Origin of the sequence: uncultured Cetobacterium sp. (genome assembly GCF_947038635.1) — a bacterium.
GTDB lineage: Bacteria > Fusobacteriota > Fusobacteriia > Fusobacteriales > Fusobacteriaceae > Cetobacterium_A.
This window is the reverse complement of record NZ_CAMQXC010000092.1, coordinates 1-8,626: the sequence shown is the minus strand read 5'-3', so window position 1 is coordinate 8,626 and position 8,626 is coordinate 1. Positions and strand designations below refer to the sequence as shown.

At 27.8% G+C, this 8,626-nt stretch carries 7 protein-coding genes and 1 riboswitch; of the genes, 5 read left to right on the top strand and 2 right to left on the bottom strand.

Annotation, left to right across the window (positions count from 1 at the left end; genetic code table 11):
- Positions 1–185: 185 nt before the first annotated feature.
- From Q0V08_RS08785 to Q0V08_RS08765, 5 genes are all read left to right on the top strand, one after another.
- A complete protein-coding gene (locus Q0V08_RS08785) occupies positions 186–1,457 on the top strand; it encodes a hypothetical protein (protein ID WP_297433993.1) in 1,272 nt (423 codons plus the stop codon).
- A 48-nt stretch (positions 1,458–1,505) separates the two neighbouring features.
- Entirely contained in the window at positions 1,506–1,892 is a 387-nt protein-coding gene (locus tag Q0V08_RS08780) for an META domain-containing protein (RefSeq protein WP_297433992.1), read from the top strand.
- Positions 1,879–2,349, top strand: a complete 471-nt coding sequence (locus Q0V08_RS08775; protein WP_297433990.1) for an NlpC/P60 family protein — start codon at positions 1,879–1,881, stop codon at positions 2,347–2,349. The genes Q0V08_RS08780 and Q0V08_RS08775 overlap by 14 nt, the downstream gene beginning before the upstream one ends.
- Positions 2,350–2,472: 123 nt before the next feature.
- Positions 2,473–2,652: riboswitch (cobalamin riboswitch) on the top strand.
- A 192-nt stretch (positions 2,653–2,844) separates the two neighbouring features.
- Positions 2,845–4,890 carry a TonB-dependent receptor gene (locus Q0V08_RS08770; RefSeq protein ID WP_297433988.1) on the top strand — a complete coding sequence of 682 codons (2,046 nt, stop codon included), beginning with the start codon at positions 2,845–2,847 and terminating at the stop codon, positions 4,888–4,890.
- Positions 4,891–4,901: 11 nt separating this feature from the next.
- Positions 4,902–5,441 (top strand): hypothetical protein, encoded by a 540-nt coding sequence (locus Q0V08_RS08765; protein ID WP_297433986.1) that lies wholly within the window; start codon positions 4,902–4,904, stop codon positions 5,439–5,441.
- A gap of 13 nt (positions 5,442–5,454) precedes the next feature.
- Here Q0V08_RS08765 and Q0V08_RS08760 read toward each other — a convergent pair whose 3' ends face one another.
- Both Q0V08_RS08760 and glmS read right to left on the bottom strand, forming a co-directional pair.
- Positions 5,455–6,309 carry a DMT family transporter gene (locus Q0V08_RS08760; RefSeq protein WP_297433984.1) on the bottom strand — a complete coding sequence of 285 codons (855 nt, stop codon included), beginning with the start codon at positions 6,307–6,309 and terminating at the stop codon, positions 5,455–5,457.
- Between the two features lie 94 nt (positions 6,310–6,403).
- The gene (glmS, locus tag Q0V08_RS08755; RefSeq protein ID WP_297433983.1) at positions 6,404–8,224 is read right to left on the bottom strand and encodes a glutamine--fructose-6-phosphate transaminase (isomerizing); all 1,821 of its coding nucleotides are present in this window, start codon (positions 8,222–8,224) and stop codon (positions 6,404–6,406) included.
- Positions 8,225–8,626 lie beyond the last annotated feature (402 nt).

Genomic DNA, 8,626 nt, shown 5'->3' with positions numbered 1-8,626 from the left:
AGCAACTGACTTGTAATCAGTAGGTGATTGGTTCGACTCCGATAAGCGGCACCATAAAAAGTTATTAACTCCTTTTATAAGGAGTTTTTTTTATTTTTTGTAACATTTCTTTTTTTTACAAAAAAAATATAGTATAATTTAATAGAAGAGTATATAGAAAAAAGATAAAAATATTTGGGGGAAATATGAAAAATATATTAATACTATTACTTTTAATTTATACAAATATAGTGGTAGCAAAAAATGTAGTAACTTTAAAATATAAATCCAATGAACCATTATTAGGAAAGGGACATTATTTGATTATTTCAGACATTCCAGTTCCAACCTATCCAAATACAGTTGGGTATTTTTCAACTGTAGATATTTTAGGAAAAAATTTAAAAATAGATAAAAATTTAGAGAAAGTTATAATAAAAAAAGATGGAAAAATAATAAAAGAAAAGAATGTTGTTTGGGATAAATATGCCTTCCAAGTGGAAAAAATAGATTTAGATGGTTTAGTTATAGAGTTAAAATGGAAAAGTTTAAATAGACAAAAAATGGAGTTAATGATTTATGAATGGGATCTAAAAGAAAAAAAATATGAGTTAGAAATAGAATATAAGTATCCTGATAAAATTACGACTCAAGTACTAAATATAGAAATGCCTAGTTTTAATCCAGATATATATTTAGATTTTGATTATAAAAATCCGATTTTAAAAAAACAAGAGTATGGAAAAAAATGCTTAATAGTAAAAAAAATAAAATTAAATGATTATGATTTAGAAATAACAAAAAGTGAAGATAAATTAGATAGATTAAGATTGATTTTAAAATCAGAAGCAATAATAGAGGGAAATAATCAAGAGGCTAGCTCTTATAGAAATGCTGTTAAAATTGTTCCATTGATAGAAAAATATCCAGGAATTTATCTAGAAGAGTTAAATTACGGTAATATATTTAAAAATTCGAAAGAAATTTTTATAGGAGTAGAGTTACCAAAAGATTTGAATTATAATATGAGCTACAAAATTTCAGGAGATATTTTAAGTATAGTTTATAAAAATAAAAAAAATACGTTGATAGATAAAATAGTTATTTTAAGTGGTAAAAAAGAGGTTTTTAAAGTTATTGGAATAACTAAAAATTATAATAGCCAAGATAAAATCCAGATAGGCGATTCGGAGAAAAATAATAAATATTATGAGATTGAATCTTCGAATACTATAGATAAAAATTATAAGAATTTGAAAATAAAACTTAATAATATTGAAGAGGTTATAGATGATTTTGGAAATTCTAGAGTGATATTAGTTGAAAATATAAAAATTAAAGTTGAGAATGGAAAAGTTTTTGTTGCTATTGATGATTTGGAAAAATTTGAACAGGGTCAAGAAATTACATATGATATATTAAATAAAAATAATGAGATAATAGATAAAATAAATTTAAAATTTTATATGGAGAATTAAAGCTGAACATGTTAGAATAGAAAATAATAATAAAGAAGAGGTGAAAAAATGAAAAAATTACTATTATTTTTAATTACAACTATGTTATTTGTAGGGTGTTTTGGAAAAAAAGAGGATATAAGTTCTCAAATTATAGGAAATACATATACTCTTCAAGGAGTTCTTCCAGAGAGTGAAATTGATATTAATTTTGAGAAAGATAAAGTTTCTGGAACTTCAAGTGTTAATAGATATTTTGCAAACTATACATTAGAAGGAAATAAAATTTCAATTCAAGAGCCTGGATCTACTAGAATGATGGGACCTGAAAATTTAATGATACAAGAGCAAGAGTATTTAAAAAATCTTAAAGATTCAAAAGAAATTGACGTAACAAAAGATGGAATTGTATTAATTACAAATTCAGGAGTAAAATTAAATTTTGTTAAAAAATAATAGATTTCTTTTAAAAATATTACTTTTGTTCGTTTTAGTTATATTCACAGGATGTTCATCAGCCAGGATTAGTGAAAGAGAAAGAAATGAAAGAACTGCTAAGATAACGGCTTTTTATAAAAGTTGGAAAGGAACCAAGTATAGACTAGGCGGTACAACTAAAAGTGGAGTTGATTGTTCAGCTTTAATGCAGCATCTTTATAGAGAAAAATTTACTAAAAAACTACCTAGAACAACTAAAAAGATGGCCCAAGAGGGTGATAAAATAAAAAAACGTAATTATTGGGAAGTTGGTGATTTAGTATTTTTCAAGATAGGTTGGAGAAAAACTCATCATGTAGGAGTTTATTTAGGTAATAATAAATTTATGCATGCATCAACATCAAAGGGCGTTATAATCTCTGAAATAGATGATTATTGGGACAATCATTTTTGGCAAGTTAGAAAAGTTTTGTAATCTGAAAAGAAGTAGAAGTTCTACTTCTTTTTTTATAATATAAAAAAGAAGTAAAAGTAAAGAAGTATATTCAAATAATAAATGTTATATTCAAATAATTGACAAAATAAATTTAAAGTATTATATTATAAAAGTATTTTAAATGCCAAAAGGCTTAATAAAGGAAGATGGGTGAGAATCCCGCACAGCCCCAAGCTACTGTATTGTGGACGAAACTATAGAACCACTGGATTAAAAATCTGGGAAGGATTAGGAGTAGGATGAAACTAAGTCAGGAGACTTATTTAAAATTTAGTTTTTTATTTTTCGTGGGGGAAAGATGAGAGATAAGAGTATATTTTATAATACAATTTTTTGTAATTAAATAAAAACTTCTAATTTCTAATAAAAACTAAAGTTTAATGGGCTTTTAATTTTTATTAGATTTTTTAATTGTCTAGTATTTTTCTATATTGAGTAATTGTCATTTAAGAATAAAATGAAATGGGAGGAAAGATGAATAGAAAAATATTAGGAATGTGTTATTTGTTATTTTCCATTATATCTTTTGGCGAAGAATCAAATAAAGTTATTAAATTGAGTGATAGTGTTATAACGACAGAAAATTTTGAGACTACTGTTAGAGATACACCTGCAAATGTGAGTATTGTTACTTCACAAGAAATTAAAAATAGTGGAGCAAAAGATTTGGTGGATGTATTAAAAAATGTTCCAGGTGTAAGAGTAACAAGGTATGCAGGAACAATAAAGTTTGATATAAGAGGCTTAAATTCCATGTATAGTGATAAAAACTCTTTAATAACACTAGATGGAGTTCCGGTTTCACCAAGTCAGATATCTAATTTACCTTTAGCAATGATTGATAGAATAGAGGTTATTCCTGGAGGAGGGAATATACTTTATGGAGATAAAGCTATAGGTGGTATAGTTAATGTTTTGACTAAAAATGTTGAAAATAAAGATTTTTATGGAAATATTTTTGGAGATTATGGAAGTTATAATATTAGAAAATATGGATTTCTTTATGGTACAAAAATAACAGATAAACTTTTAACTGAAGTGTCTTTTGTTGAGGATAGTAATAATGGCTGGAGAAAACATGAAGATTTTAGAAATCACTCATTTAATCTAAAAGCTAAATACCTTTTAGAAAATGGAGAGATTGAGTATAAGTATACTTATAATAGAGATAAAAATAGATTAGGAGTAGCTGTTCCGAGGTATGTTTCTGATAATGATAGAAAAGATCCTGGAAAAATATCTGGTTCAAAATATGAGTCTAATGATAACTATTTAAAAATTACTAAAAATATATCTCCAAATACAGAGTTCTTAATGTATGGAAACTATTACTACAGAAAAAATAGTAATTTTAGTAGAGAGGCAGGAAATCAATACTATGGTAGTTTCAAAAGAGAGGGAGATGATGAAAGGAAATACGTAAAGGCTCAAATAAAGCATAACTATAACTTAGACGGATATTTTATAGTAGGTGTGGACTATTTAGATGAAGCTTTTAAACCTTATTCAGTTGGAGAAGAATATAAAAAAGTAACGGGGTTAGGAGAAGATGGGAAAGATAAGATAACAGGTTATAAAAATGTACAATCTGGGGATTCTAGTAAAGAAAATTTTGGAACATTTTTTATGAATAAGTATGAACTTGGAAAATTACAATTAAGTCAGGGAATAAGGTATGATTATTCGAAATATAATTTTTATTGGAGAAATGCAAGTTTAAATAATTGGAATAAGATTGGTACAAAAGATGATAGCAAATATAATAACTATTCTTATGAGTTAAGTGCTAATTATTTATATTCTGATACTGGTTCTACTTATGTTTCGTACAATAGAGCCTTTAGAACACCCACAGCTTCTGAAATGAGATATACAAAAAATTCTGAAAAGTTAAAGCCTCAAGTTCAAGATACAATAGAGGTAGGGCTTAAAGATTTTCTGAATGACACATATTTATCTGTTTCTACATTTTATAAAAAAACACATGATGAGATATACTCAGCTATACCACCAGAGTTTTCAGGTATGGTAAATTATAATATTGGAAAAACTGAAAGAATTGGGTTTGAAGGGGTTGCTGAACATTATATAGATAAATTAACTTTAAGATCATCTATAACATATATAAAAAGTAAAGTTGTAAGTGGAGAGTATGCAGGTTCTGAAATACCGAGTGTGCCTAATTGGAAAATAACAGGTGGATTAACATATGATTTTACTGAAAAATTTTCTACAACTTTTGAGGGCATTTATTATAGTCAATCATATGATTTAGATGACTTAGAAAATTTAAGAGGTAAAAATTCGGGTGAATACGTAACTTTTGATTTATCAGCTTACTATAAAATAACTTCTGATTTTATGATAACAGGTAGAATTGAAAATATATTTGATGAAAAGTATGATGAATACGCAGGTTATTGGGATGATAATTATGAAAATAATGAATGGAAATTTAGACGACAATATTATCCTGCGATAGGGAGAACAGTGACAGTAGGTGTTTCATATACATTTTAAAAGGAAGAAAAATGAAAATATTAAGAGAAATATTAGAAGATGCAAAAAATAAAATAGTGAAGTTGAATGGAGAGAGATTATGTAATCAAACTTCTAATTCCTGTGGTTGTTGTAATTGGGATTATTCACTAATATCTTTAGATGAAAAGAAAGAGATAGTAGAGTTTTTAAATAAAAATAATGAAATAAAAGAAAAAATATTAAAAAATAAATTAGAGGGGAATATTTGTTATTTTCATGATAAAAAAATAGGAGAATGCTTGATATATAAATTAAGACCGATATGCTGTAGATATATATCATATAAAATTTATGAAAAAGATGACTGTTTTAAAACTTGTTCTCCTTTAGAGCCTTGTAGAAAGGGTTGTTCAACAGTTATAAGATTAGAAAAAAAAGATGTTAGAATAGAAAAATATCCTTTGAAAAGTTATCAACTAAATAATGAAAGATATTATTTTATAGATGAAAAGATAATAAAGGAATATCAGAATTATAAAAATAAACAAAGTATAAAGCTGAGTAGTGTAATAGAAGAGATAAAAAAGTGATTGCTTATAGCAATCACTTTTTTGATAATCTGTAGTTAAAAATAGCTGCACCAATAATTATTAATCCGCCAACTAAACTTAAAGCATCTGGAATTTCTTTCCAAAACATAAATCCAATTATGGCTGAAAATATAATACTTAAGTATTGATATATGGAAACTTCACTAGCTAAAGCGTATTTATAAGCGTATGCTAAACCAATTTGTCCGACAGTTGCAAAAATACCAGTTAAAATAAGATAGAATAATTGAATGCCATTAGGGATAACAAAGCCCTGTATTAACATAGGTGGAATCATTCCTATCATAGAAAAAGCTGAAAACCATAAAACTAAAGTTGAGGGCTCTTCCATAGTTCTAAGGTATCTAACTAAAGTATAGGCACCACCGGCAAAAATAGCTGACAAGAATCCAGCTAGAGCAGGAAGCATTTCAAAACTAAATTTAGGTTTAATAACAAGAAGAGCTCCAAATAATACAACAATTAAAATGGGTATTTGGTGTCTTTCAAGTTTTTCTTTCAAGAATAAAGTTGCAAAAATAGTTACAAAGAATGGTGAAAGTTTATTTAATAAAGCTGAATCTGCTAAATAAAGTTTATTTATGCAATAAAAATACAAAACCGCACCAGTTAACCCGATAACACATCTGTAGATCATAAATAATCTACTTCTATTACTACTTCCCCAAATATTTATATTTTGTCCTCTCATTGTAAAAAGTAACATAACTACACCAATAAGATTTCTAAAAAAAAGTTTTTCAAAAGTTGAGATATCGCTACCAATAAACTTAACTGTAGCTCCCATTAGTGCCATCCCTAAAGCAGAGATACACATCCAAATTGTGCCTTTTAATCTATCGTTCATATATAACCTCCTAAAGTAAAAATATTATAACATGAAAAAACGTTAAATTCTACTTAATAAGTATAAAAAAAAGAGCCTATTGGCTCTTTTTAAACTATTCAACAGTTACTGATTTTGCTAGGTTTCTAGGTTTATCTACATCGATACCTTTATCTACTGATGTAAAGTATGATAAAAGCTGTAATGGGATAATAGCTAATAAAACAGAGAAAACATCTTCAATATCTTCCACGCCGATAAACTCATCAGAAACATCAATAGCTTCTTCACAAGATTTTCTAGCAATAGTTATAATGTGTGCCCCTCTAGCTTTAAGTTCTTTTATATTTGATATTGTTTTTTCTAAAAGATTTGATTGCATTCCGATAACTACAACAGGTGTTCCAGGTTCTATTAAAGCTATTGAACCATGCTTTAATTCTCCAGCAGGAAAGGCTTCAGTATGAATATATGTAATCTCTTTCATTTTTAATGAACCTTCTAGAGCTGTAGCAAAATCTACACCTCTTCCAATATAAAAACCATTATGCTTATCTTTCATAAAGTTTGCAACACTTTTAATAATTTCAGTATTATCTAAAGTAGTTTTAATTTTTTCTGGAATACTGTATAAAGAAGAGATTAACTTTTCTACTTTTTCTTTAGATAATCTTCCTTTTTTCTCAGCTAAATATATAGCTAGTAATTGGAAAATAGTCACTTGTGTTGTGTAAGCTTTAGTAGAAGCAACTGCAATTTCAGGTCCAGCCATAGTATAAATTGTATTATGAGCTTCTCTTGAAATAGTTGAACCAACAACGTTAGTAATGGCTAATGTTTTTGCACCTCTAGATTTTGCTTCTTTTAAAGCTGCGAGTGTATCTAAAGTTTCACCAGATTGGCTTACAAAAATAGCTAATGTATTTTCGTTAACAAAAGGATCCATATATCTATATTCAGATGCAATTTCAACTAAAGAATTAATCCTAGAAATCTCTCTCAAAGCATATTGTCCTTGTAATCCGGCATGATATGCAGTTCCACAAGCTACAATATGAATCATATCAAATTTATTGATTTCATCATCAGATAAAACATCAGAGAAATCAATGATTCCATTATGAACTCTTCTATTTAAAGTTTCTTCAATAGATTTTGGTTGTTCAAAAATCTCTTTAATCATAAAATGAGGGAAACCACCTTTAGTAGCTTGTTCGTAGTCCCATTCAATAACTTTAATTTCTCTTCCTACAGAATTTAAAGTTTTATCAAAGATTTCAACAGAGTCAGCAGTTAATTTAGCAATATCTCCATCCTCTAAAAAATACACGTTCTTAGTATATTTTAGAAGTGCAGGGACGTCAGATGCTATAATATTTTCATTTTCACCAATTCCAATTACAAGTGGACTATCCTTTCTCGCACAGATGATTTCATTTGGAAAATCTTTATGAAGAATTCCAAGAGCATAACTTCCTCTAAGTTGTTTTATAGCCTCTGTAACTGCATTGAAAAGATCTCCTTTATAAAGAGAGTGAATAAGATGAGCAATTACTTCGGTATCTGTGTCAGAATTGAATTTATATCCCTTTTGAATAAGCTCATTTTTTAATATGGAATAATTTTCAATAATTCCATTATGAACTACTGCAATAGAAATATCTTCACTAAAGTGAGGATGAGAATTTCTGTCAGATGGCTCACCATGAGTAGCCCATCTTGTATGACCGATTCCAATATGAGAGTCTAAATCCATTCCTTCTAAGTGAGTCTCTAAATTTTTTAGTTTACCTTTTTTCTTTTCAACTATAATTTTAGAATCCTTTATAATTGCGATACCAGCTGAATCGTATCCTCTATACTCAAGTTTTTCCAACCCTTGTAAAATAACACTTTTAGCATCTCCTTTTCCTATGTAACCAACAATTCCACACATAAAAAATCCTCCTTAAAATATTTAATTTTCAATGTTCTTTATATTTAAGAAGAATCACTACTTACTTTCCTTTGTCCTAAAAGTCACCTTTTAGATTTGTAGAAGGTCTAAGGTTGTAGTCACCTCTGGAATACCCGCCGAATGTTCGATGATTCCAGTCCTCGTCAACTTAAAAAAGTTCTGGCGCTTAGTTTCTTTTTAATTCTCCTAAATATAGAGTCATTCAATGGTATCATAAGTTGAAAAAAGTTGCAATAAAATTTTTTTTATAAAAAATTAAAAAACTTGTTGACTTTTACTGAAAAAAATGGTACTATTATTTTGTTGAAAGCGAAAGCAAGAAATCAACGCCTGGGTGGCGGAATAGGTAGACGCACAGGACTTAAAATCCTGAGCTATCTG